Source organism: Pseudomonas sp. B392_1p (genome assembly GCF_052245235.1).
GTDB classification, from domain to species: domain Bacteria; phylum Pseudomonadota; class Gammaproteobacteria; order Pseudomonadales; family Pseudomonadaceae; genus Serpens; species Serpens gallinarum.
Genome location: NZ_JBQPXM010000037.1, coordinates 1 through 386, shown reverse-complemented (window position 1 = coordinate 386; position 386 = coordinate 1). Strand labels below are relative to the sequence as shown.

Annotated in this window: 1 protein-coding gene; it reads left to right on the top strand. The window is 61.7% G+C overall.

The annotated features are described in order from the left end of the window. The coding region (locus ACTV8E_RS20700; protein WP_443200701.1) for an EF-Tu/IF-2/RF-3 family GTPase at positions 1-386 on the top strand (386 nt) is incomplete at both ends.

Here is a 386-nt window from a genome sequence, read left to right as displayed (position 1 = left end):
GGCATGGGCACCACTGCGGTGAAGACCCTGGTGGAAACCCTGGACTCCTACATTCCGGAGCCGGTGCGTGCCATCGATCGTCCGTTCCTGATGCCGATCGAAGACGTGTTCTCGATCTCCGGCCGCGGTACCGTGGTAACCGGCCGTGTCGAGCGCGGTATCGTGCGCATCCAGGAGGAAGTGGAAATTGTCGGTATCAAGGATACCGTCAAGACCACGTGCACGGGCGTTGAAATGTTCCGCAAGCTGCTCGACGAAGGTCGTGCCGGTGAGAACGTGGGCGTGCTGCTGCGCGGCACCAAGCGTGAGGACGTGGAGCGTGGTCAGGTTCTGGCCAAGCCGGGCACCATCAAGCCGCACACCAAGTTCGAAGGCGAAGTGTACGT